The sequence below is a fragment of the Azospirillum humicireducens genome (assembly GCF_001639105.2).
In the GTDB taxonomy this organism is placed as follows: domain Bacteria; phylum Pseudomonadota; class Alphaproteobacteria; order Azospirillales; family Azospirillaceae; genus Azospirillum; species Azospirillum humicireducens.
Genome location: NZ_CP028902.1, coordinates 514,460 through 536,112 on the forward strand (window position 1 = coordinate 514,460; position 21,653 = coordinate 536,112).

Here is a 21,653-nt window from a genome sequence, read left to right on the forward strand (position 1 = left end):
GGCAGAGGCTTTCACGCACGGGTCAGGGTGAGGACGAAGGCGGTTCCGTCGGGGCCGCTCTCGGCCACCGACAGCACGCCGCCGAAGTCGCGGACGATGTTGTACGAGATCGACAGGCCGAGCCCCAACCCAGTCCCAACCGGCTTGGTGGTGAAGAAGGGATCGAAGATCTGCTCGACCGGATCGGCGGCGATGCCGGAGCCGCTGTCGCGCACCTCGATGCGGACGGCATCGCCCTCCTCCCCCTCTCCTTTCTCCACGGCCTCGGCCCGGATCAGGATGCGGCGGACCGGCGCGCCGGCCACGGCGTCCAGCGCGTTGCTCAGCAGGTTGACCAGAACCTGTTCCAGCCGCACCTCCTCGGCACGGACCCGCAGCGGCGCAGCGGCGTCGGGCAACTGAAGTTCGACCTCGACCGCCTCCTCGCGCAGGCGGTTGCCGAACAGGGACAGGGCACCCTGGATCACCGGCTCCAGCTCCACCGCGCCCAGACGGGCGTCGGGGCGTCGGGCGAAGCGCTTCAGGTGGTTGGTGATGTTCGCCATGCGGGCCGTCAGGTCGGCGATCTTGCCCAGATTGGCGCCCGCCTCCTCCACCCGGCCAAGCCCGATCAGCTTGCGGCCATTGTGGGCGTAGGAGCGGATGGCGGCCAGCGGCTGGTTCAGCTCATGCCCGACACCGGCCGCCAGCTGGCCGAGCGCCGCCAGCTTGCCGGCCTGCACCAGTTCCGCCTGGGCCTCGCGCAGGTCGCGCTCGGTGCGCTGGTGCTCGGCGATGGCGCGCTCCAGCCGGTCGTTGGTGGCCTGCAGGTCGGTGGTGCGCTCCCGCACCGTGCGTTCCAGAAGATGCTGGGCTTCCAGCCGTTCGGTCATGTCGGTCAGGGTGACGATGAAGCGCTGCTGCTGGCGCCGCCGGAAGGGGCGGACGCCGACCTGCACCGGCACCGCACCGCCATCGGGGCGCCGCCCGGTCGCCAGGATGGACAGGGTCGGCGCGACGCCGTCGGCTCCGGCTGACACCTGAGCGAAGAACGCCGCGACGCGGCCGGCGCCGTCGGCATCCAGGCGGTCGGCGAGACGCGCGGCGGCGTCCTCTCCATTGCCGACCCCGTCAGGCGGTGCGATCAGCGCGGCGCCGAGCGGGTTGACGAACTCGATCACACCCTCGGCATCGGTGATCGCCAGACCGGCCTGGGCGTTGTCGATGATCGCCTGGGCGTTCGCCTCCTCCACCGCGATGGCGGTATCGCGGAAGACCAGCAGTGCCGCCGCCATGTCCGACAGCTCGTCACGACCGCCCAGCGGGATCTCCGCCTTCAGATCGCCGGCGGCGATGGCGCGGGCCGCGTTGCCCAGCCGGGTCAGGCGGGAGATCAGATTGCGGTTGACGTAGAGCCACGCCACCAGCACCGCCACCAGCAGGCTGACCACCGCGCTCGCCAGCAGGGCGGAGCGGCCGAACGCGACCGCCTGGGCCGAACGTGCGGCGGCGGCACGGGAATCGCGCTCGACCGCCAGGACCTGCCGGGCGATCAGCCCGTTCAGCCGGGCCACGAGGTCGCGGTTCCCCGCCAGCAGCGCCTGTCCGCGCGCGGCGGTTTCCAGCTCCTCCCGGCGCAGCGCCGGCACGCTGCCCTCCGCCCCGCGCGCAAGCCCCAGGAGTTGGGCCACCACCTGCCCGAGCGACACCCCGTCCGGCCAATCGGCCAGCGCCGCGAGGTCGCGCTGCAGCCGGTCGGCGGTCTCGTCGAGGAAGCCGGCGTTGTCGTCGAGCATCTCGGGCGTTGCAAGCGTCGCCGCCCGCGCGATCAGCCCGACCGCGAGGTTGCCGTTGGCGCCGATCTGCAGCACCGCCTCGCTCCGCCGATTCTCCTCCCTCAGGATGCGGACGGCATCGGGCGACGCCTTCCCGCTCTCGACGGAGGCCAGCGCGCTTTGGATGTTGAAACGGGCGTCGGCCACCAGGGGGTCGATTTCGTCGAGGAAATCGGCGTGCAGCCAGCGCAGCCGCTCGATGGCCTCCTGGTTGCGGCGGGCCAGCGCCAGCCGCTGGCGCACCGTGCCGTCCAGCTCCGCCAGATTGCGGCCGAGCGCATCCACCACCGGGCGCAGACCGGGAACACCGCCTTCGATGGAGCCGGTCAGCGCCCGCAGCGCGGTCAGGCGGCGGCCCAGCGTGTCGCGGATCGCATCCATCTCGGCCTCGGTCCGGCTGCCGGCCAGGATGGGAGCGGTGGCGATGATGGCGCCGCCCTCCTCCGCCAGCTTGGCGGCGAGCCCCAGGGCCGGCAGGTGGCTTTCGGCGAACTCGTCCAGCGTTCCGCCCAGCCGGTCATAGGACAGCCAGCCGAGCACGCAGGCCGCGACCGACAGAACGGCCACCGCGACGAAGGCCAGAAACAGCCGGGCGCGGATGCCGAAGCGCAACGGTCCCCACCCGCTCGCCGGCCCGTTGCCTGCCCCGCCGGCCGATACGGACGGTCGCGCCGGAGCGCTCATGGCCAGCCCCCTTCGCCGGCCGCCACCCGCAGGATGACCAGTGCCCGTTCGGCAGCCGACAACGCCGCGTCGAGCTGGGTCTTGGAGAAGCTCCGCCATTCCGCCGCCAGATCCTCCTGCCTTGCCGAGACCCGCATGCCGCGGGCCGGCCGCCGCAACGCCGCGGAATAGGCGGGGTCGACGGCCTCGGCAGCGCCGACCGGAACTGCGGTGGCCGCCGTGCGGGCCGTGCGCAACAGGTCGCGGGCCACCGGGTCGGGAGTGGCCGCCAGACGGGTCTCCCCCTCGTGGATCAGCTGCCAGACGCGGTTGAGCGTCTTCACCCGGAAGGTGATCAACTCATCGAACAGGAGGTTGACCAGTTCGTAGCGGCGGCTCGACAAGGCCCGGTCGAAGAGGAAGAGGTCGTCGCCGGTTTCGCGGGCATAGGGATTGGGATAGCCGGCGGGCGCGGCGGCGTAGGCGTCGGGGCGGACCGGCAGCCGTCCGATGTCAGGCCGCAGCATCAGCGCCTGCCCGGCGGGCGACAGCAGGAAATCGATGAAGACGTCCGCTCCCGCCTGATTGGGCGCGCTGCGCAGCACCGCCACGCTGGCCGGCAGAAACACGCTGTCGGCGGGATAGGCGAAGCGCAACGCCTCTCCGTCCTGCGCCTCCTGCCCGGTTCCCTGGCCCAGGAAGTCGATCGCCAGCCCGATGCCGAAACGCCCCTTGCCCACGCCCTCCACCACGCCATAGCTGCGCGCCGTCACCGTCGCGATGTTGCCGGCGATTTCCAACCACATGGCCCAGCCTCGCTCCCAGCCATGGAGTTGCAGAACGGTCTCCACCATCAGGTGCATGGTGCCGGAGCGCGACGGCGCGGTGATGCCGAGATGACGGACATAGGCCGGCTTGCGCAGATCCTCCCAGCTTCGCGGAGCGGCGATCCCGTGCCGGTCGAGATAGGACTGATCCCAGACCAGCCCATAGCCGGACAGCGCGAAGCCGAGATAGGTGCCGTCGGGATCGTCGATCGGCTGGTTGCCGACGGTCGCCGGGGCGCCGGTCGGGCGCGCGCCGACCGTCGCCAGCAGCCCGGCGGCCTTCAGCACCTCGAAGGCATCGGGGGCGGACGCCCAGAAGAGGTCGACATCCTCCACACGGTCCTGGAGCTGGCTCACGGCCGCCGTCGTCTTGGCATTGATCACCCGGAGGCGAAGGCCGGGATGGGCCTGTTCGAACGCCTCCCGCACCGGCTCGTAGAAGCCGGCGGGAAAGGACGTCATGACCGTGACCGTTTCCGCCGCCACCGGCAGCTTGCCCGCCCCGGCCGTCACGGACGCCGGCAGCAGCAACCAGACCGCCACCAGCGTCGGCAGCCACGATCCAAGGCTGCGCCAATTCCGTTTCATGCCGCTCCCATCATCAGCCGCGTTCAAGCTCCCCGGTCCTGCGACCGGCCGGTTCCGGTGGCGACGGGTGCGCGGGTCAGGCGCCGCCCATCACCAGCCCGCCATCCACCGTCAGTGTCTGCCCGGTCATGAAGCGGCTCCAGTCGGAGGCGAGGAACAGCACCGGCCCGGCGACATCCTCCGGCGCCGCGATACGGCCCAGCGGCGTCAGGGCGGTGATGCGGTCTTTCACCGGTTCCGGTGTCGAGCGGCTGGCGTCGGTGGGATAGACCAGACCCGGCGCCACGCAGTTGACGCGGATGCCGAACGGCCCCAGCTCCGCCGCCAGGGTGCGGCTGAAGCCGATCAGCGCCGCCTTGGCGGTGGTATAGTCGTGATATGGCACGGTCGGCCGCGCCACGAGGTCGGTCGCCATGTTGACGATGCTGCCTCCGCCCCGCCGCCGCAGCGCCGGCAGCACCGCCCGGCAGACGGCATGGGTGCTTTTCAGCGCTCCGTCGATCTGGGTCTGGTAGTCGTCCCATTCGGTTTCCCAGAACAGCCGCCGCCGGTCGGGATCGAAGACATAAGGGGCGAAGGCGTTGTTGACGACAACGTCCAGCCCGCCGAACTCCGCCACCGCCGTCTCCACCATCCCGGCGACCGCCGCCGCGTCGGTCACGTCCGCGCGCAGCGGCAGCCCGTCGCCGCCCAGCGCCCGGCACTCCGCCGCCACCGCCTCCGCCGCCAACTGGTTGCGCAGGTAGTTGACCGCCACCATCGCCCCTTCGGCGGCAAAAGCGCGGGCGATGGCGGCGCCGATGCCGCGCCCGGCGCCGGTGACGAGGATGGCCTTGCCCTGGAAATCCATGACGGTCCCGTCACTGCTTGGGTGGGATCAGGTCGGTACGCACCACCGCGCCCATGTCGAGCGGGCGGGCGATCAGCCCCAACTGGTGGAAAGTGTCGGCGCCCTTCTGCATCACGCCGGGATCGAAGGCGCCCAGCCCCTCGCGCTCCGTCGTTTCCGACACGGTGGAGGCGTTGCGCAGCTTGATGATGCCCAGGTTGACCGCCTCGTCCGACCCGTTGATGGCGCGGGTGACGGCGAGGCGGGCCGCCTCCTCCGGGTTGGCGATCATCCAGGCGGCGCTGTCGCGGTAGGCGGCGAGGAAGCGGGCGAGCAGCGGCTTCCTGTTGCGGTAGGTCTCCTCCGTCACCACGAAGATGTCGCTCGGCAGGTTCAGGCTGTCGCGCACCTCGATCACATTGACCTCGGGCAGGCCCTTCAGCCTCGCGACGTAGAGGCCGGTGTCGGTCGCCGCCGTGGCGTCCACCTGCCCCTGGATCACCGGGGCGAAGTTCAGCAGCCCGGTCACCTCGATGGTCACGTCCTTCTCGCTCAGGCCCACCTGATGCAGCAGCACGGCCAGATTCTGGCGGGTGCCGCTCGACAGGCTGTAGACGCCGACGCGCTTGCCCTTGAGGTCGGCGGGCTTGGCGATGCCGTTGGCCTTGGGCGACACCACGTTGAAGACGTTCTGCGGGTAGATGTTGTAGATGGCGACCAGCTTCTCGCCCTTGTCCAGCGCCAGATAGAGGGCGGCGGGATCGGTGAAGGCGATGTCGGCCTTGCCGGTCAGCATGGTCTGGATCGCCGACCCGCCGCCGGTGCCGGGCACATAGTCGAGCGCGATGCCCTTGGCCTTGAAGAAGCCCTTGTCGGGTTCGGCCAGCAGGTTGGTGATCTCGCTGATCGGCTGGCTCCAGCCCGCCACCGTCACCTTGTCCATCACCTGGGCGAGCGCGCCGGACATGCCGCCCAGCAGCAGCGCCCCGACAAGGGCGGTCGCTCCCGCCACACGAGAAAACAGACCCATTCCCTGCTATCCTTTCGCCTGTCGAGACAACAGCCACCGCTCGATCAGCAGCGTGGCCTGATACACCAGCATGCCCAGCGCGGTGATGACCGCGAACAGGGCGAACATCAGCGGAGTGTCCATCATCCCCTGTGCGGCGATGATCGAGGCGCCCAGCCCCTGGCGTCCGCCGATGAACTCCCCGACCACGGCACCGACCAGCGCCAGCACCACCGCCACCCGCAGCCCGGCCAGGATCACCGGGAGGCCCGCGGGAATCTTCAGCCGCGTCAGGGTGCGCCACCGCCCGGCGCGCAACATGCGGAACAGCTCCCGCTTGGCCGGATCGACGCGGTCGAGCCCGGTCAGCGTGTTCTCCAGCAGCGGGAAGAAGCAGATCAGCGCCGTGATCGCGACGGTGGAGGCCATGCCGAAGCCGAACCACAGGATGAACAGCGGCGCCAGCGCCAGCTTCGGCACCACCTGGCTGGCGATGACGTAGGGATAGAGCAGCCGGCGGAGCCCCGCGACCTCCGCCAGCGCCACCCCGGCGACGAAGCCGACGACGCAGCCGATGCCGAGCCCGAGCGCCATCTCCGCCGCGGTCACCGCCAGATGCGGCAGCAGCCGTCCGCTCGCCAGACCGCTCCACAGCGCCGCCACCACGGCGGAGGGCGGCGGCAGCACCAGCGCCGGAATCCCCGACCAGCGGCAATAGCCCTCCCACCCCGCCAGAAGCAGCAGCGGCAACAGGATCGCGGCGATGCGGGCCGTCATTCCGCCGCCTCCGCCCGCCGCAGCCCGGACCCGCCGTCCATGGCATGGCGCAGCTCGCGGCACAGCACGTTGAAGCGCGGATCGTAACGCAGGTCGCGCGGGCGCGGGCGCGGCAGGTCGATGGCAAGGCTGTGGCGCAGCCGCCCGTCCGCCATCACCGCCACGCGGTCGCCCAGATAGACCGCCTCGGCGATGTCGTGGGTGACGAACAGGGCGGTGGTGCCGCGCTGCGCGCACAGCCGCAGCAGATCCTCCTGCAACTCTTCGCGCGTGAGGGCGTCCAGCGCGGCAAAGGGCTCGTCGAGCAGAAGCAGCGCCGGATCGGCGATCAGCGCGCGGGCCAGCGCAACCCGGCTCTGCTGGCCGCCCGACAGCGCCCGCGGTCCCCGTCCCGACAGCCCGGCCAGCCCGACCCGCTCCAGCAGGTCCAGCGCGCGGGCGCGGTCGTCGGCGCTGGCGCGGCGGTGCAGCGTCACCGGCAGCAGCACATTGTCGAGAACCGTCAGCCATTCCAGCAGCGTCGGCGCCTGGAAGACGAAGCCAACCGCATCGCCCGGCCCGCGCACCGGCACGCCGCCCAGCCGCACCCGCCCGGCGGCGGGGGGCAGCAGCCCGGCGGCCAGCTTCAGCAGCGTGGTCTTGCCGCAGCCGCTGCGCCCCAGCAGGCAGTGGACAGCACCCCGGCCGACCGTCCAGTCGACACCGTCGACGATGGCCGAACCGCCGTAGTCGAAGCGCACGTTCTCGAAGCTCAGGAAGGCCGGCGGGTCAATCGGCATAGCGGGCCAACCCCTCCGCCAGCGCTTCCGCCGAGCGTTCGATCTCCGTCACCGTCACCAGATCCAGCAGGTTGAACCGGCCGTCATGGTGCCAGCCCGCCTCCGGCGCGGTCATGCCGCCCAAGGCACAAAGCCGCGTGACCCCCGCCGCCCCCAGCGGCCCGGCCAGCCGGAACAGCTCCTCCGGCGATGCGGCGATGCCGGCGGTCTGCAGCACGGCGCGGTGCGGGGCGACGCGGCCCGCGACCTCCGCCAGATCGTCCACCGCGACAACGGCAACCGTCCGGTTCAGCGCGGTCGGCGCCAGCCCGTCCGGCGCGTCGGTGCAGGACACGCACCAGCCGCCCGCCGGATCGGACAGCAGCAGATGGCCGGACCCGTCCAGGCCGCGCATCGCCTGCCCGTCGCGCCAGCCGGCAACCTCCCCGCCCTCCGCCATCGACAGGGGGCGGCGCGGGTGCTTGCGGGCCTGCACCGCGAGTTCATGGGCGAGCAGGACGGCGAAATCCTGCGGCGACAGCCGGCCGCCGCGCTCGACGAACAGGGTCTGCGGCGAATAGCAGCCCTGCTGGTCGTAGCGGGCGATGTCGTGGGCGGCCAGCCGCGCCGTCTCCCCCGCCCGCCGCGGGTCCAGCGCGGCGCGCGACACCAGCGCGAAACTGATCTTGTGGCCGTAGGGCAGGAAGCGGGTGGTCACCGGCACCCGGTCGCGGATCGCCGCCAGCGCCGCGGTGCCGCCATAGGCGACCACCGTGTCGGCCTGGGCCAGCCATGCCCGCTCCGCCGCCGCATCGCCGCCCTTCCACCACACCACGGCCAGACACTCGCCCAGCCGGGGATCGATCTCCGCCAGCAATTGCGCGAACCAGCCCGCGAACAGCGGCTCGGCACTGGGCAGCTTGCCGACCGTACCGGACTTGACCAGCAGGCCGGAGATCAGGCTCCACAGGGGCAGTCCCGGCACATTGCCCGCCCAGACATGCAGCAGCAGGTCGGGGCCGAAGGCGCGGGTGAAGCCGCCCTTGGCCGCCGGCTGGAACTCGTCCAGCACCAGCGGGTTGGCGAAATCCTCCGCCAGGAAGCGGCGCAGCTCATGGGCGCGGAAGGTCTTCAGATAACCGGTCAGCCCCAGCCTGACCATCTCGGCATCATAGCCGGTGACGATGGGCAGCAGCCGCTCCGCCCTTTGGCGCCACGGATCCCCGCGGTCGAGCAGCCGTTGGATCGCCGCATCGATCACCGCGACGATGTGCGCTGTCGGCAGCGTCTTCAGATAGCCGCGCGCCGCGGCCCGGACCGTCGCCGCCACCCGCTCCACCTGCCCGGAATCCAGCACCGGCACCGCCACGCGCAACGCCTCGGCGCCCGACCCGAAGGTCAGCACGCGCCGCTCCACCGCATCCGGCGGCAGGCCGGGCAGATGGCCTGCCAGTTCCGGTTCGTCGCCGAAGGCCAAGGCCGCGCTCCCGCTCAACCGCGCGCGGCAGCGAGGAAATCCTCCACCGCCAGCGAACAGCCCTTGGCCTGCGCCCCGGCGACGCGGCCCAGCAGGCGGAATCCGCCCTCTTCCAGGATACCGGCGTCCTCGGTCAGGATGGCAGCGACGGAGTTGACGTGGGCCAGATCATGGTGAACCAGAACGCCGATGCTGCCGGGTGGAACATCGCGGCCGGACAAGGGATCGACGACGCGGCTGCGGATCCAGTGCGGGCCGGATTTCAGCGACGGGCAGACCGCGTTGCCGTCGTCGTAGAACTGCGTGCTCAGTTCGGTCATGCCGTACATGTTGATGCAGCGCTCGCGTGGGACGCCGAAGACGTCCGACAACCGGCCATAGAACTCGTCCGGTTCCAGCTCGCGCGACTGGCCCTTGAAGCCGCCGGTGTCGAGGATGCGGCTCCCCTCCGGCAGGGCGAAGCGGCGGCTGTCGCGCGCCATGGCGTCCATCAGATGCACGAAGCCATAGCTGGCGCCCAACAGGGCGAAGGGCTGCCCCGACCGTTCGGCGGCGTCCAGCCGGTCATAGAGCCCGGCGATGTCGATGCCCGCCTCGCCGATCCAATGGCGGCTGTCCGGCGTGCCGCATTCGGCCCGCGCCAGCTCCAGGTAATGGGCGAGCGAGGAGTTCGGCATCGCCGCCTCGGTCGGAAACAGGATGCCCATCGCGATCCGCTCCGCATCCTGCATGAAGCGGCGGCGGAAATTCAGCAGCATGGAGCGGTCGTAGACCGTCAGGGTCGTGTGGTGGATCTGGCCGCGGATGCCGCCCTTGGTCGTGCCGCTGGTCATGAAGATGCGGACGGACTCCTCCGCCGGTTGGCAGCTGAGCGTCAGGTCCTTGAAGGCGTTGATCGGCACTGCCGGGATGTCGCGCCAGCTCTTCACCCCGCGCGGCGTCCGGCCGCGCTGCATGGCGAAGCGGCGATAGGGCTGGTTGTGCTCGAACTGGTGGGCGAACACCTCCAACGCCAAGGCATTGAAGGCCTCGTCGGCCGCCGCCCCGGCTCCGATGCCGGCCGCCATGAAGGCCAGAACCCTGTCGTAGATCACGCTGTCGTAGATCGCGCTCACCGCCACACTCCCCGCCCCGTTTTCTCCATGCGGCACTGACCGATGGAGCAACAAACGAATCCGGGATGAGCCTGTGGGGGTATGGATTTGCGCGTCGGCCACGAAGGCCTTCTCGTCCCGCATCCCTACGCCGGCATGACCCGGATCAGGTTCGAAGGGTTGCCGCGTCGCCCGGACGCGAAGCACCGGGCCGGCGGGTGTCTCAGCCTCCTGAACGAGGCTCCCCTGGGAACGGGACGGAGCCTAGAAGACCATCGCGCCGTCTGTCAACGGCGGGGATGCCCGCTTTGCGGACAGCGGAAACGGCGGTGCGGACTGGGGCCGACCGACGAAAGCAGGACGAATGTGGGGCGGCTCACATCCCGGATTCCGGGGCTTGGGTAGGGTCTGTCCATCGGCAACACGCCGCATCCCGCGGCCCCGAGACAGGAGACCAGATCATGATCCGCACCTCCCTTCTGGACGGCGAGCCGCGCACCGCCGACGCGGTGGCGCTGGAGGAGACCGACCTGCTGGCGCTCGACCGGTCGCAGTTGATGCCGGTGCGGACGGCCGGGGTCTTCGGCTGCTGCACCACGCGGGCCATCTCGCCGGAGGTGAAGTGACCGGTGCGGCGCCCGCTGTGGTCCGGGCCACATTGTCGGCTTGAAAGGCTTCGCCCCGCCCAGGCCCGGTCAGGACCGCCTCACGCTGTCGGCCATCTTCTTGGCGACCAGAAGCAGGTCGCCGTCCGACCGGCTGCCCGCAAGCGTGTAGGCGGTGGCGCCGTTGCGCCAATAGACCAGTTGAAGCCCGCGCTGCTCGACGGCGTGCAGACCTCTGTCGTCGATCGGATCCCCGGCGACGACCAGAAGCGTCAGCATCTCGCCGTCCTTCTCGCGGTAGACGAACTGGAGGCCGACGCCGCTGCTCATCGGCACCAGGGTCGCCCGCAACAGAGTCAGCAGGTTCGGGTCCAAGGCCGGCAGGTTGACCGTGACGGCGCCGAGCCGGTGGGGAAGCCCCTCGGCCATCGCATTCAGGTCGGCCAGGGACTGGTCCGAGAGGGCAAGGCTTTGGCTGACAGCCGTTTCATGCATCTCGGCGGCCTGCTCCGCAAAGTCCGGCACGCTGTAGGAGGCTGTCTTCTGCTGGTGATGGACCAGTGCCGCGATGTTGGCGCCGCCCACCAGCAGCAGGATCGCCGCCGCGAGCGGACCGAAGCGCCGGATGACCCGCTCCGTGCGCAGGCGGCCGTACAGGCGCCCGGTCAGGCTCTCCGTGTGGCGGGGAGGGTCGCCGGTCATCCGCGCAAAGCCCTGGCGCAGTGCCTCCCTTTGATGAAGATAGTCATGCAGCCGGGCGGCGGCCGCCGGGTTGGAGGCGAGGAACGCCTCGAACGCCAGCCGGCGCGCGGGATCCAGTTCTCCATCGATGTAGGCGTGCAGGTCGGCTTGCCACTCACCGTTCATCCCGGTCCCCATCATGGCTTACTTCACCACCCGCAAAGGCGCCGGCCTGCCGTCATCCGCCCGGCTCCCATCTCCACGCACGTCGGCGCGCAGCGCCTCCCGCCCGCGCGCGAGGCGCGACATCAGCGTTCCAAGCGGAATGCCGAGAATCCCGGCGGCCTCCTGGTAGCTCATTCCGTCGACCGCAACCAACATGAGCGCCCGCCGCTGATCCTCGGGAAGCCGGGCGAAGGCCTCCATGGTGCGGGCAAGTTCGACCTGATCGGGTTGATTGGGCGCGATGTCGCTGCGGACGAGCGGCTCGATGGACGCCGCCGCACGGGTCCGCACCTGATCGCGGCGGCGGTCGCTGACATGGACATTGTGCAGGATACCGAACAGCCAGGAGCGCAGGTTGGCCTCCGGCCGGTAGGTCCGGGCGCCGGCAATGGCCCGCACCAGCGTCTCCTGCACCAGATCCTCCGCGTCGTCCCGGTTGCGCACCAGGGTCATCGCGTAGCGGCGCAAGGTGCGGACGTGATCCGACAACTGGCTTCGCAGGCTGAACGTCACATCGTCGCTCCATGGATGGGGCTGCTTCTATGTGTACGCGAGGCAGGCCATTTTAATCCCCCGGCCGATGCGGACCCGCCCTCACTGTGCGAACGGCACGAGGAGCAGCGCGGCGCCCGACACCAGCAATGCCGCAAGGCTCCGCCGCGCGATGACGACGGAGGCCGTCCCCGGTTCCATCTCTTCCAGCCGCATGGCCAGCAGGCCGCCGAAGAAGCCGGACACCGAGGCCACCACATGCACCAGCGCCAGCGCATTCAGGACCGGCAGGCCCAGCAGGAGCGCGACGACCACCAGCGTGGTTCCATAAAGAAGCGCCTGGATCAGGATCGGCGCCCAATGTTCGCGCGCGACATAGACCTCGAACCCCTCGGCGAAGAGGCCGGTGCGCTCGTCGGGATCGGTGTGCAGGCTCATGATGTCCCTCCGCTGTCAAAGGTCCCCACCGTCTCGGCTCCGTGATGCACGGGTCGCAGCCGCCCGCGGCATGGCCCCGAACGACAGAAGCATCAGCAGGATCAGCGCTGCCCCGATGGAGTAGGGCGCCCAGGCGCCGAGCCGTTCGTCGGCGATCCAGTCCAGCGCCAGCAGGACGCCGATGGCGGCGATCACGGCGATGGCAAGGCCTGTGGCCCAGCGGGGATAGGTCATGGTGGCCTCCGCGGTTCGGATGGCTCGATCCGGCCACCTCGCGCCACCGCAGGGCGGCGTCCGTGCCGATCGTTCATTTCCTTGATTACGCGCGGGCGCCCGGAATAATCCACCGGAGCCGCCGAAAATCGTGAGCGTCGGGCACAGCGGATGCCGGGGACCGGATCCAACCCTCTGCGTCGAAGCCCCATCCATGCCAATCTTCCTCTTGCGGACTACACGATGACCAGATATGTTATGTTATAACATAACATTACGGCCATGACGATGACACGACAGCGCCCTCACCTGCGGAGCCGCTCCCCGGACCTTTGCACCGCCTGGAACATGACCGAGACCGACATCGACGCTGGAACCGGCATCATCCCGCAAAGAGATTTCCTGCGGCTATTCCGTTTCGAACCTTGACCTCTGCGGCCGGGTCGCACATGAATGGGCCTGGTACTGGTTCTTCCGGCGGCATCCGCCGGAAGCTAAGAGGGAATCCGGTGAGCCGCGTCGCGCGGCGAGACCGGAGCTGTCCCCGCAACTGTGAGCGGTGAGCCGTTCCGTCATTTCCTGCCACTGGCGCCCGTCGGCGCTGGGAAGGCCGGACGGACCGGTGATGACCCGCAAGCCAGGAGACCTGCCAGCACCAAAACGAAACGTCCTCGGGCGGGGTGTCCCGGTGGAACGCTTGCCTGCGCACGTCCGGACTCCGCGCCGGATTGCCTGCGTAATCCGCAATGCGTCCGCCTCGACCTTCCCGCCCGCAACGGCAGGATGCACGGATGACGCCAGCGCCTTCCCCCACCGGGGCACCCCGCCCCCGCCAGACCTCCTCCGTCGTGGTGGAGGGGCTGAGCTGCGAGCTGGCCGGCCGCAAGGTCCTGTCGAACATCGGCTTCGCCGTTGAGGAAGGGGCGATCCTTGGCATTCTCGGCCCGAACGGCTCGGGCAAGACCACATTGCTGCGCTGCCTCGCCGGCCTGCAGGCTCCCTCGGCCGGGCGGATCCGCATCGACGGTGCCGATCCGCGCGCCCTGCGCCCGGCTGAACTGGCGCGCCGCTTGGCGCTCCAGGCGCAGGACTCCACCGCGGCGCTCGGCTTCACCGTGCGCGACGTGGTCGGCATGGGGCGGCTGGTCCACCGCCGCTCGGTCTTCTCGGGAAACGGGGCGGAGGATCGCGCCATCGTCGAGGATGCGCTGACCCGGCTTGAGCTGGAGGCGCTGGCCGAGCGGCCGGTCGAGCAGCTGTCGGGCGGCGAGCGGCAGCGGGTGATGATCGCCCGTGCCCTGGCGCAGCGCCCGCGCATCCTGCTGCTGGACGAGCCGACCAACCATCTGGACATCCAGCACCGCTTCGCAGTCCTCGATCTGGTGCGCTCGTTGGGCATCACCGTGGTGATGACGCTGCACGACATCGAACTGGCGGCGCGCTGGTGCGACCGCCTGCTGCTGCTGAAGGACGGCCGCCTGCAGGCCGACGCCGTGCCGGAAGAGGCACTGACGGCGGAACGGCTCACCGCCGTCTACCGGGTCGCCGCCGCCGTGGATCGCCGCCCGTGCGACGGCCGGCTGCGCATCGACCTGTCACCGCTGGCCCCTCGCCGACTGGACCACGCATGATCCCGGCCCTGTTCCGCCCCATTCTCCGCAGCGCCCTGCTCGCCGCCGGGCTTGCCTTGCCAACCGCTCCCGCCCTTGCGCAGAGCTATCCGGTCGAGGTTGCCAACTGCTTCTGGACCGCCCGCTTCACCGCTCCACCCAAGCGGCCGATGGTCCATGACGTCAACATGACACAGACCATGCTGGACCTCGGACTGGCTGACCGGCTGGTCGCGGTTTCCGGCATCGCCGGGGCCGAGCGCCACCTGATCGCGCCGCCCGGCGCGGTCGCCGCCCTGCCCCAGTTGCCCGACCGCGCCCCGACGCTGGAAGCGGTGCTGGCCGCCGACCCGGATTTCCTGTTCGCCGGCTGGAGCTATGGCTTCAACGAGGCGCGCGGCCTCACCCCCGCCCGCCTTGCGGAGATGGGCGTCGCGACCTACACGCTGCGGGAAAGCTGCATCCGCATCGGCCCGCGTGAGCCGATCGGCATGGAGACGCTCTACGCCGACCTGCTGGCGCTGGGCCGGATCTTCGGCATCGCCGACCGGGCGGAGGCCATGGTCGCCGACTTCCGCCGCCGCGTCGCCGCCGTGACCCGGCTGACCGGCACTGCCGCCCAGCGGCCGCGCGTCATGTATTGCGACGATTGCCACACCAACGCAGCCCCGCTGTCGGTGGGGCGCGAGGGCATGACCAGCCTGCTGATGGAACTGGCGGGCGGCCGCAACATCTTCGACGACATCGCCAACAGCTATGTCCGGGTCAGCTGGGAGGAGATGGCGCGGCGCGACCCGCAATGGATCATCGTCAGCGACCACCGCATCCCGGCCGAGGCCGCCATCCGCTACCTGCTGTCGGCCCCGCAGCTGGCCGACGTCGAGGCGGTGCGCAAGCGGCAGTTCATCGTCCTGACCTATGCCGAACAGACCCCCTCGACGCGCAACGTCGATGCGCTGGAGCGGATGGCGCGGACGCTGCACCCGGAGCTGTTCACGCCATGAACCGCGCCCGCACACTGCGTCTGTCCCTGCTGCTGGCCGCCGCCCTGGTCCTGTCGCTGTTCGCCGCGGTCGGCTTCGGCGCCGCCCGCATTCCCACGGCCACCGTCTGGTCGGTCGTCTCGCACGAGCTTTGGCCGGCGGCCTTTCCGGCGGAGGGCTTCGGCCGGGCGGAGCGCAACATCGTCTGGGAACTGCGGCTGCCCCGCGTTCTGCTGGGGGCTCTGGCCGGTGCCGGGCTGGCGGCGGTGGGGGCAGTGCTGCAGGTGGTGACGCGCAACCCGCTGGCCGACCCCTACCTGTTCGGCGTGTCGGCCGGCGCCTCGGTAGGCGCGGTGAGCGTCATCCTGTTCGCCGGCGTGGTGGCCGGAACGCTCAGCCTGCCGGCCGCCGCCTTCCTCGGCGCGCTCGCCGCGATGCTGGCCGTCTTCGCTGCGGCGCGCGGACGCGATGGCAGCGTCACCAGCGAGCGGCTGGTGCTGACCGGTGTCGCGGTCGCCTTCATCCTGCACGCCGTCACCAACGCCCTGATCGTCGCGACGGCGGACCGCAGCGCCGACGCGGCGCTGTTCTGGATGATGGGCGGCTTCGGCACCGCGCGCTGGAGCGTGCTGCCCGCCCCCGCCCTGCTGACGCTGTGCGGGCTCGGCTGGCTGTGGCTGCGGGCGGAGACGGTCAACACTCTGGCGCTCGGCGACGATGCCGCCCGCTCGCTCGGCACCGATCCGCAGCGGCTGCGGCTGGAGCTGTTCGTCGTCACCGCGCTGATGACCGGCGCGCTGGTGTCGGCCTGCGGCGGCATCGGCTTCGTCGGGCTGGTGCTGCCCCACATCGCGCGCCTGCTGGTGGGTGGGCATCTGCGGACGCTGCTGCCGGTGGCGGCGCTCGGTGGCGCCCTGCTGCTGCTGTGGGTGGATGTCGCCGCCCGCACCCTGTTCGCCCCGCGCGAGATCCCCGTCGGCGTGGCCACGGCCCTGGTCGGCGGCGCCTTCTTCCTGTGGCTCATGCGCCGCCGCGCGGCGGCCTGACGAAAGCCGGAAAGCGATGACCACCCCCCTTCGATTGCCGCCGCGCGCCATCGTGCTCTACGGACGCGCCTCCTTCGACCATGGGCAGAACCTGAAGGCGCTGGCCGCTGCCCTGACCGCCCTTCAGGCCGCGCGCGGCGTTCCCGCGGCGGTGGCGACCGCCTATGCCGATCTGTCCGGCCCGGCCCTGCCCGCCGTGCTGGCGGAGCTGGAACGCACCGGCATCGAAGAGGCGCTGGTTATCCCCAGCATGGTGCCGGCCGACCCCAGCCTGTCGGCCTGGCTGCCGGGCGCGCTCAGCCATTGGGCCGCGACGCGCGATTTCCGGATGACGGTGCGGCTGGCCCCGCCGGTAGAGAGCGCATTGGACCTGCCGGCGGCCCTCGACCGCATCGCCGGCGGTCAGGCCGACAGCATGGACGATGTGCGCAAAGTCGAGCCCAGCCTCGGCAAGCCCGGCTGGTCGGAGATCCCCGAGCATGGCCGTCAGCTGTTCTTCTGCACCGGCGCGCGCTGCCTGCATCGCGGCGCCGATGCGCTGTACCAGCATCTGCGCGCCGCCATGAAGCCCCACCGCGCGCTGAATGCCGGTCCCCGCCGGGTGATGTGCGCGCGGACCAGCTGCCTCTATCCCTGCAACCGCGGGCCCTTGCTGGTGATCCAGCCGGACGCGGTCTGGTACGGCGGGCTGACGCCGGAGCGGATCGACCGCATCGTCGAGCGGCATCTGCTGGCCGACAGCCCGAGCGCCGCGGACATCCTTCACTGCAACCGGCCGGCGGAGGACGCCCCGATGGGCTGACGCCGCCGCACCGCCCGGTAAATCCCGGAACGCTTTCCCAACAAGACCAGAGCCGACCGCCCCCGCGAAGACCGCCTTCGCGGAAGGCGTTTCCACGCCCTTTCCAAGTCAAACTGGAGGATCATCGATGCCGCCTGCCCGTTCCCGCCGCCATCGCCGCCGCCCGGCCCCGCTGGCGACGCTGTTCCTGGTCGCCGCCACCGTCGCACCGGCGGCCGCAAGTGCCGAGGAGGGCGATGCGCCGCTCAGCCTGTCCCCGGTCACGGTGACCGGACGTTCGGCAGATGCGGCCCCCGCCGGGCTGGCGCTCGACAGGCCGAACAGCGGCGGCAGCCGGCTGGACCTGACCCCGCTGGAGACCCCGGCCAGCATCGAGGTGATCTCCGGCCGGGCCATCCGCGAGCGCGGCCAGACCAGCGTGACCGAGGCCGTCACCCAGAACGCCACCGGCTTCACCACGCTGGCGGCACCCGGCAATGGGGGGTCATCGCTGGCGACGCGCGGCTTCGCCGGCCATGGCTCGGTGATGCAGCTCTATGACGGCACGCGGCTCTATGTCGGGTCGGGAACCGTCACCTTCCCGTTCGACACATGGTCGACGGAGCGGATCGAGGTGCTGCGCGGCCCCGCCTCCGTCCTCTATGGCGAGGGGGCCATCGGCGGCGTGGTCAATGTGGTGCCCAAGCGGCCGACGACGGAGTTCCGCAACGAGGCGATGGCCGCCGTCGGCACCGACGGCACCCGGCGCGCCGCCATCGGCAGCGGCGGTCCGGTCAGCGAGAAGCTGTCCTACCGGCTGGACGTCAGCGGCAACCGCTCCGACGGCTGGGTAGACCGCGGCGACACCAGGAATCTCGCGGTATCGGGGGCCGTGAAGCTGCAGGCGACGCCGGACCTCGCCGTCACCCTGTCCAACGATTACGGCGACCAGCAGCCGCAGGAGTATTTCGGGACGCCGCTGATCGCCGGCGGTCTAGACCGCGCGCTGCGGCACCGCAACTTCAACGTCGCCGACAGCGAAATCCGCTATCGCGACAACTGGACCCAGTTGAAGGCGGAATGGGCGGTGTCCGACGCGCTGACCCTGCGCAACACCGCCTATCACCTGACCAGCCACCGCCATTGGAAGGATGTGGAAAGCTACGCCTGGAACGCCGCCAGCCGGCGAATCGACCGCAGCAGCTACATCGAGATCTACCACGACCAGCGGCAGGTGGGCGACCGCTTCGACGCGACGTGGCGCAGCAGCCTCTTCGGCATGAAGAACGAGCTGGTCGGCGGCTTCGACCTGAACCGGATCGAGTTCAAGCACACCAACAACTCACCCTATGGCGGCTCCAGCACGGTCGATCCGTTCGACCCGGCGCCCGGCCTGTTCCTCAACAGCGCCGGAACCACCCCACGCAGCCGGTCGCGCACCCGCCAATATTCCCTGTTCGCCGAGGACCGGCTGTCGCTGACGCCGCAGTTGTCGCTGGTCGGTGGCATCCGCTATGACGCGCCGACGGTGGAGCGCTGGGATCTGGTGACGGGAACCAGCTACACCAAGGACTTCCGCACCACCAGCTGGCGGACCGGCGCCGTGTACGAGGTGGTGCCCGGCCTCGCTCTCTACGGCCAGTATGCCACCGCGGTCGATCCTGTCGGGAATCTGATCTCGCTGTCGCCGACGCAGAAGGATTTCGACCTGTCCACCGGCCGGCAGGTGGAGATCGGCGTCAAGCAATCCTTCCTGGAGGGGCGCGGCGAGTGGACGCTGGCCGCCTACCGCATCGTCAAGGACAAGCTGCTCACCACCGATCCCAACCGGCCCGGCGTGACGATGCAGGTCGGCCGGCAATCGTCGCGGGGGCTGGAAGCGTCCCTGTCGCTCGGCCTGTGGGAGGGCGTGCGGGTGGACGTCAATGGCGCGCTGCTGCGGGCCAAATATGACGACTTCACCCAGTCCGTCTCGGGCCGCGCGGTGTCCTATGCCGGCAATGTGCCGACCGGCGTGCCGGAGCGCACCGCCAATGTCTGGGCCAACTGGGCCTTCCTGCCGGACTGGGAGGTTCGGGCCGGCCTGCAATATGTCGGCAAGACCTACGCCGACGCTGCAAACAGCAGCGTCCGGCCCGCCTACACCGTCGTCAATGCCGGGCTGGACTACCGGCCGACCGGCAACACCAAGCTGAGCCTGCGCGCCTTCAACCTGTTCGACGAGGTCTATGCGGTGGCCGGCAGCACGAACAGCTGGGTGCTCGGCCGCCCGCGCTCGGCCGAACTGGCCTTCTCGATGACCTTCTGACCTCGGGCGCCGGCCGTCACTCCTCCAGGGTCAGCATCTCGGCCTTGCGGACGAGATCGGCGACGGAGCGGACCTGCATCTTCCGCATCACCTTGCCGCGGTGAAGCTTCACCGTCACCTCGCTGATGCCGAGATCGCCGGCGATCTGCTTGTTCAGCCGGCCCTTGACCACCGCGGCCATCACCTCGCGTTCCCGCGGGGTCAGGGTCGCGGCCTGCGCCTCGACCGTCATGGATGCGGTCCGCTCACGCCGCCGGGCACGGTCGCGTGCGATGGCGGCCTCCACCGCGTCCAGCATGTCCTGGTCGCGGAAGGGCTTGATCAGGAAATCCGCGGCTCCCGCCTTCATCGCCCGTACCGACATCGGCACGTCGGCGAAGCCGGTCATGAAGACGATGGGCAGCGCGATGCCCAGGCTTGTCAATCTCGTCTGGAATTCCAACCCGCCCAGACCGGGAAGGCGCACGTCGAGGATGAGGCAGCCGGGCCGGTCGGGAACCGTCGCCGCCAGCAGTTCGGCAGTGCTGCCGAAGGCGCGGCTTTCGATGCCGACCGACCGCAGAAGGTCGACCACCGCCTCCCTCATGCCGTCGTCGTCGTCCACGACGAGAACCAGCGGGTCGTCCGTGGCCGACGACGGGGGATGTTGCGCGGCGGGGGTCGGCGGCATGGCGGTCAGTCCTTTCGTGCCGGCGCCAGCGGCGCGCCCAGCGATGGGGTTGGCGGCGATGGGGTTGGCGGCGATGGGGTTGGCGGCGATGGGATGGATGGCGCAGGCGCCGCCGCGGGAATGGTGAATTCGAACACCGCGCCGCCCTCCGGATGGTTGTGGACGCTCAGAGTGCCGCCGCAGGATTCGACCGTTGAGCGGCAGATCGCCAGCCCCATGCCCATGCCGTCCGGCCGGGTGGTGAAGAAAGGGTCGAACAGGCGGGCGCGGTTGCCCTCGTCGATGCCCCGACCGCGGTCGCGCACGGAGACCCGAACCTGCGCCATGCCCTGGATGTCCTCCGGGCTGTTGTCGACGCTCACGGTCAGGTCGCGCCGGGGGCTGCCGGCTTCCGCCATGGCATGCAGGCCGTTGGTGACGAGATTGATCAGCACCTGCTGCAGCCCGACCCGGCTTCCCCGCACCGGCGGAAAATCGGATGCGAAGTCGGTGGACAGCACAGCCGCCGCGGCCGACAGTTCGCGCTCCAGCAACTGCGCCACCTCCTCCACCAGTTCGCGCAGATCGATGGTCTCGTCGCAGCGGGCGTCCTTGACCAGCATGCCGCGCGTCCGCTGCACGATCTCGGCGGCCCGCTTGCCGTCGCGGATCATGCGGTCCACCGCCTTGGCGGCGGTCTCGATGTCGGGCGGGTCGCGGCGCAGCCAGCGCAGGCAGGCCTGCGCGTTCAGCACGATGGCGCCCAGCGGCTGGTTCAGCTCATGGGCGATGGAGGCGGACAGGGCCCCCAGCGTGGCGGCGCGCGCGGCGCGGGCGAGTTCGGCCTGGGCGGCCAGCAGCGCCTCCTGCGTGCGTTCGCGCTGGGTGATGTCGACGATGCCGACCACGATCTGATCGAAGCCGATCCCGTCGTCCGGAAAGCTGATGCCGAGCAGCACCGTCAGGACGCGGCCGTCGACGGCGATCATCTGCGCCCGCCCTTCGAGCCGGTCGCGCCCTTCCCAAAGAGCCAGAAGCACCTGCGGCATCGCCGGGTCGTCTTCGGGAAGGAAACGCTCGAGCGGCCCCAGCACCTGCGCCCGGTCGGCTGCACCCAGCAGTTCGAGGGTGGCGTCGTTGACGTTGGTGGTGACGATCAGCGCGCCAATCTCCCGCGCCCAGCCGGGATGGGCCTGCACATGGGCGGCGAGGTCCGTCACGCCGCCGGCCCGCAGGGCGTCGAGAGCTGCGGTCACAGCGGTGAAATCCTGCTCCCAGAGGGAAACGCGCGTCTGCTCGAACATGGCGCGGTAGCGCTTTTCGCTGCGCGCCAGTGCCCCATTGGCCCGGACAAGAAGCACGCGCGAGTCGTGGTCCCGCACCAGCAGCGCACCGGTGATCAGGATGGCCGAGAGGGACACGCCGCAGCGCAGAACCGCCGACAGGTCCATGTCGTGCCGGTGCGACAGCAGGAAGGACAGCACCGCCAGCGATCCGCAGCCGGCCGCCACCCGCAGGATGCCCCGGCGCGACAGCATGGTTGCCGCCAGGAGGAGCACCAGGACATAGAGGACGGCGATGGCGCTCTCGATGTCGGTGAAGGTATCGACGACGAACACCCCAAGCGCCAGCGGGATGGCGAGGACGCCGAGCCGCAGCTCGTCCGGCCGACCGGCCATGTGCGAACCGCCCGGCACGGCGCCCGCTCCTCCCCTCGCTCCCATGCGCCCGCCCCCAGCCCCACCGTACATCGTTCCTTATCCCGGCATCCTAACGGCGGGCGGCG

The 21,653-nt window shown here is 70.5% G+C and carries 20 protein-coding genes and 2 riboswitches; of the genes, 6 read left to right on the forward strand and 14 right to left on the reverse strand.

Annotated elements, in window-relative coordinates; all coding sequences use genetic code 11:
* Positions 1 to 11 precede the first annotated feature (11 nt).
* The 8 genes from A6A40_RS16855 to A6A40_RS16890 all read right to left on the reverse strand — a co-directional run bounded on the left by A6A40_RS16855 (position 12) and on the right by A6A40_RS16890 (position 9,809).
* Positions 12 to 2,498 (reverse strand): ATP-binding protein, encoded by a 2,487-nt coding sequence (locus A6A40_RS16855; RefSeq protein ID WP_108547052.1) that lies wholly within the window; start codon positions 2,496 to 2,498, stop codon positions 12 to 14.
* The gene (locus tag A6A40_RS16860; protein ID WP_108547053.1) at positions 2,495 to 3,892 is read right to left on the reverse strand and encodes an ABC transporter substrate-binding protein; all 1,398 of its coding nucleotides are present in this window, start codon (positions 3,890 to 3,892) and stop codon (positions 2,495 to 2,497) included. The genes A6A40_RS16855 and A6A40_RS16860 overlap by 4 nt, the downstream gene beginning before the upstream one ends.
* A gap of 76 nt (positions 3,893 to 3,968) precedes the next feature.
* Entirely contained in the window at positions 3,969 to 4,742 is a 774-nt protein-coding gene (locus tag A6A40_RS16865; protein ID WP_108547054.1) for a 3-oxoacyl-ACP reductase, read from the reverse strand.
* A gap of 10 nt (positions 4,743 to 4,752) precedes the next feature.
* A complete protein-coding gene (locus A6A40_RS16870) occupies positions 4,753 to 5,751 on the reverse strand; it encodes an ABC transporter substrate-binding protein (protein WP_108547055.1) in 999 nt (332 codons plus the stop codon).
* A 6-nt stretch (positions 5,752 to 5,757) separates the two neighbouring features.
* Positions 5,758 to 6,507, reverse strand: coding sequence for an ABC transporter permease (locus A6A40_RS16875; protein WP_108547056.1), 750 nt, complete (start codon positions 6,505 to 6,507; stop codon positions 5,758 to 5,760).
* Positions 6,504 to 7,286 carry an ABC transporter ATP-binding protein gene (locus tag A6A40_RS16880; RefSeq protein WP_108547057.1) on the reverse strand — a complete coding sequence of 261 codons (783 nt, stop codon included), beginning with the start codon at positions 7,284 to 7,286 and terminating at the stop codon, positions 6,504 to 6,506. Before A6A40_RS16880 ends, A6A40_RS16875 begins: the two co-directional genes overlap by 4 nt.
* Positions 7,276 to 8,742: an acyl-CoA reductase gene (locus A6A40_RS16885; RefSeq protein ID WP_236783847.1), complete on the reverse strand. Its 1,467-nt coding sequence runs from the start codon at positions 8,740 to 8,742 to the stop codon at positions 7,276 to 7,278. Before A6A40_RS16885 ends, A6A40_RS16880 begins: the two co-directional genes overlap by 11 nt.
* Before the next feature lie 14 nt (positions 8,743 to 8,756).
* A complete protein-coding gene (locus A6A40_RS16890) occupies positions 8,757 to 9,809 on the reverse strand; it encodes a LuxE/PaaK family acyltransferase (protein ID WP_167562493.1) in 1,053 nt (350 codons plus the stop codon).
* Between the two features lie 152 nt (positions 9,810 to 9,961).
* A riboswitch (TPP riboswitch) is annotated at positions 9,962 to 10,094 on the reverse strand.
* A gap of 203 nt (positions 10,095 to 10,297) precedes the next feature.
* Here A6A40_RS16890 and A6A40_RS30730 point away from each other — a divergent pair.
* A complete protein-coding gene (locus tag A6A40_RS30730; protein ID WP_158279302.1) occupies positions 10,298 to 10,462 on the forward strand; it encodes a cyclic nucleotide-binding domain-containing protein in 165 nt (54 codons plus the stop codon).
* 69 nt (positions 10,463 to 10,531) lie between these two features.
* Here the strand turns inward: A6A40_RS30730 and A6A40_RS16895 are convergent, their stop codons facing one another.
* From A6A40_RS16895 to A6A40_RS16910, 4 genes are all read right to left on the reverse strand, one after another.
* On the reverse strand, positions 10,532 to 11,323 hold the full coding sequence (locus A6A40_RS16895) for an anti-sigma factor family protein (protein ID WP_236783848.1): 792 nt from the start codon (positions 11,321 to 11,323) through the stop codon (positions 10,532 to 10,534).
* Positions 11,324 to 11,326: 3 nt separating this feature from the next.
* Positions 11,327 to 11,860, reverse strand: a complete 534-nt coding sequence (locus tag A6A40_RS16900; protein ID WP_108547059.1) for a sigma-70 family RNA polymerase sigma factor — start codon at positions 11,858 to 11,860, stop codon at positions 11,327 to 11,329.
* Between the two features lie 81 nt (positions 11,861 to 11,941).
* Positions 11,942 to 12,277, reverse strand: coding sequence for a hypothetical protein (locus A6A40_RS16905; protein ID WP_108547060.1), 336 nt, complete (start codon positions 12,275 to 12,277; stop codon positions 11,942 to 11,944).
* Between the two features lie 15 nt (positions 12,278 to 12,292).
* A complete protein-coding gene (locus tag A6A40_RS16910) occupies positions 12,293 to 12,511 on the reverse strand; it encodes a hypothetical protein (RefSeq protein WP_108547061.1) in 219 nt (72 codons plus the stop codon).
* 428 nt (positions 12,512 to 12,939) lie between these two features.
* Positions 12,940 to 13,158: riboswitch (cobalamin riboswitch) on the forward strand.
* Positions 13,159 to 13,281: 123 nt separating this feature from the next.
* Between A6A40_RS16910 and A6A40_RS16915 the strand changes: the two genes are divergently transcribed.
* From A6A40_RS16915 to A6A40_RS16935, 5 genes are all read left to right on the forward strand, one after another.
* Positions 13,282 to 14,121, forward strand: a complete 840-nt coding sequence (locus A6A40_RS16915) for an ABC transporter ATP-binding protein (protein WP_108547062.1) — start codon at positions 13,282 to 13,284, stop codon at positions 14,119 to 14,121.
* Positions 14,118 to 15,104 (forward strand): ABC transporter substrate-binding protein, encoded by a 987-nt coding sequence (locus tag A6A40_RS16920; protein WP_108547063.1) that lies wholly within the window; start codon positions 14,118 to 14,120, stop codon positions 15,102 to 15,104. Before A6A40_RS16915 ends, A6A40_RS16920 begins: the two co-directional genes overlap by 4 nt.
* Positions 15,101 to 16,129 carry a FecCD family ABC transporter permease gene (locus A6A40_RS16925; RefSeq protein ID WP_108547064.1) on the forward strand — a complete coding sequence of 343 codons (1,029 nt, stop codon included), beginning with the start codon at positions 15,101 to 15,103 and terminating at the stop codon, positions 16,127 to 16,129. The genes A6A40_RS16920 and A6A40_RS16925 overlap by 4 nt, the downstream gene beginning before the upstream one ends.
* A gap of 16 nt (positions 16,130 to 16,145) precedes the next feature.
* Positions 16,146 to 16,931, forward strand: coding sequence for a (2Fe-2S) ferredoxin domain-containing protein (locus A6A40_RS16930; RefSeq protein WP_108547065.1), 786 nt, complete (start codon positions 16,146 to 16,148; stop codon positions 16,929 to 16,931).
* Between the two features lie 127 nt (positions 16,932 to 17,058).
* Positions 17,059 to 19,218, forward strand: coding sequence for a TonB-dependent receptor (locus A6A40_RS16935; protein WP_108547066.1), 2,160 nt, complete (start codon positions 17,059 to 17,061; stop codon positions 19,216 to 19,218).
* Between the two features lie 16 nt (positions 19,219 to 19,234).
* On the opposite strand, the gene A6A40_RS16940 is transcribed toward A6A40_RS16935, so the two are convergent.
* Positions 19,235 to 19,888 (reverse strand): response regulator transcription factor, encoded by a 654-nt coding sequence (locus A6A40_RS16940; RefSeq protein ID WP_108547067.1) that lies wholly within the window; start codon positions 19,886 to 19,888, stop codon positions 19,235 to 19,237.
* Between the two features lie 5 nt (positions 19,889 to 19,893).
* Positions 19,894 to 21,564: a sensor histidine kinase gene (locus tag A6A40_RS16945; RefSeq protein ID WP_236783849.1), complete on the reverse strand. Its 1,671-nt coding sequence runs from the start codon at positions 21,562 to 21,564 to the stop codon at positions 19,894 to 19,896.
* Positions 21,565 to 21,653 lie beyond the last annotated feature (89 nt).

Bases quoted from the DNA above. Each gene is read 5' to 3' on its own strand.
- A6A40_RS16855 (WP_108547052.1), bottom strand. From the start codon at position 2,498: ATGAGCGCTCCGGCGCGACCGTCCGTATCGGCCGGCGGGGCAGGCAAC.
- A6A40_RS16920 (WP_108547063.1), top strand. From the start codon at position 14,118: ATGATCCCGGCCCTGTTCCGCCCCATTCTCCGCAGCGCCCTGCTCGCC.
- A6A40_RS16865 (WP_108547054.1), bottom strand. From the start codon at position 4,742: ATGGATTTCCAGGGCAAGGCCATCCTCGTCACCGGCGCCGGGCGCGGC.
- A6A40_RS16910 (WP_108547061.1), bottom strand. From the start codon at position 12,511: ATGACCTATCCCCGCTGGGCCACAGGCCTTGCCATCGCCGTGATCGCC.
- A6A40_RS16880 (WP_108547057.1), bottom strand. From the start codon at position 7,286: ATGCCGATTGACCCGCCGGCCTTCCTGAGCTTCGAGAACGTGCGCTTC.
- A6A40_RS16940 (WP_108547067.1), bottom strand. From the start codon at position 19,888: ATGCCGCCGACCCCCGCCGCGCAACATCCCCCGTCGTCGGCCACGGAC.
- A6A40_RS16875 (WP_108547056.1), bottom strand. From the start codon at position 6,507: ATGACGGCCCGCATCGCCGCGATCCTGTTGCCGCTGCTGCTTCTGGCG.
- A6A40_RS16860 (WP_108547053.1), bottom strand. From the start codon at position 3,892: ATGAAACGGAATTGGCGCAGCCTTGGATCGTGGCTGCCGACGCTGGTG.
- A6A40_RS16930 (WP_108547065.1), top strand. From the start codon at position 16,146: ATGACCACCCCCCTTCGATTGCCGCCGCGCGCCATCGTGCTCTACGGA.
- A6A40_RS16890 (WP_167562493.1), bottom strand. From the start codon at position 9,809: ATGGCGGCCGGCATCGGAGCCGGGGCGGCGGCCGACGAGGCCTTCAAT.
- A6A40_RS16895 (WP_236783848.1), bottom strand. From the start codon at position 11,323: ATGATGGGGACCGGGATGAACGGTGAGTGGCAAGCCGACCTGCACGCC.
- A6A40_RS16915 (WP_108547062.1), top strand. From the start codon at position 13,282: ATGACGCCAGCGCCTTCCCCCACCGGGGCACCCCGCCCCCGCCAGACC.
- A6A40_RS30730 (WP_158279302.1), top strand. From the start codon at position 10,298: ATGATCCGCACCTCCCTTCTGGACGGCGAGCCGCGCACCGCCGACGCG.
- A6A40_RS16905 (WP_108547060.1), bottom strand. From the start codon at position 12,277: ATGAGCCTGCACACCGATCCCGACGAGCGCACCGGCCTCTTCGCCGAG.
- A6A40_RS16935 (WP_108547066.1), top strand. From the start codon at position 17,059: ATGCCGCCTGCCCGTTCCCGCCGCCATCGCCGCCGCCCGGCCCCGCTG.
- A6A40_RS16925 (WP_108547064.1), top strand. From the start codon at position 15,101: ATGAACCGCGCCCGCACACTGCGTCTGTCCCTGCTGCTGGCCGCCGCC.
- A6A40_RS16870 (WP_108547055.1), bottom strand. From the start codon at position 5,751: ATGGGTCTGTTTTCTCGTGTGGCGGGAGCGACCGCCCTTGTCGGGGCG.